Genomic DNA, 879 nt, shown 5'->3' with positions numbered 1-879 from the left:
TTACGCTTTCTTTAAAGGGTGGCTGCTTCTAAGCCAACCTCCTAGCTGTCTAAGCCTTCCCACATCGTTTCCCACTTAACTAGAACTTTGGGACCTTAGCTGGCGGTCTGGGTTGTTTCCCTTTTCACGACGGACGTTAGCACCCGCCGTGTGTCTCCCATGATTGCACTCTTGGGTATTCGGAGTTTGCATCGGGTTGGTAAGTCGGGATGACCCCCTAGCCGAAACAGTGCTCTACCCCCCAAGGTGAGACATGAGGCGCTACCTAAATAGCTTTCGAGGAGAACCAGCTATCTCCGGGCTTGATTAGCCTTTCACTCCGATCCACAGGTCATCCGCTAGCTTTTCAACGATAGTCGGTTCGGTCCTCCAGTTGATGTTACTCAACCTTCAACCTGCCCATGGATAGATCGCCCGGTTTCGGGTCTACTCCCAGCAACTAAACGCCCTATTAAGACTCGGTTTCCCTACGGCTCCCCTAGACNAGTCGGTTCGGTCCTCCAGTTGATGTTACTCAACCTTCAACCTGCCCATGGATAGATCGCCCGGTTTCGGGTCTACTCCCAGCAACTGAACGCCCTATTAAGACTCGGTTTCCCTACGGCTCCCCTAGACGGTTAACCTTGCTACTGAAAGTAAGTCGTTGACCCATTATACAAAAGGTACGCAGTCACCGTCCGAAAACGGCTCCCACTGCTTGTACGTACACGGTTTCAGGGTCTATTTCACTCCCCTCACAGGGGTTCTTTTCGCCTTTCCCTCACGGTACTGGTTCACTATCGGTCAGTCAGGAGTATTTAGCCTTGGAGGATGGTCCCCCCATATTCAGACAGGATAACACGTGTCCCGTCCTACTCGATTTCACTGTTAACGTCCTTT

The 879-nt window shown here is 51.8% G+C and carries 1 rRNA gene; it reads right to left on the bottom strand.

The window, feature by feature from the left end:
* Nucleotides 1–879, bottom strand: a 23S ribosomal RNA gene (locus ACXWTF_RS13425); the annotation flags it as partial.

The sequence above is a fragment of the Thiomicrolovo sp. ZZH C-3 genome, from assembly GCF_054862725.1.
Note: the sequence above shows the minus strand (reverse complement) of the source record. Positions and strands in the feature narration are given on the sequence as shown.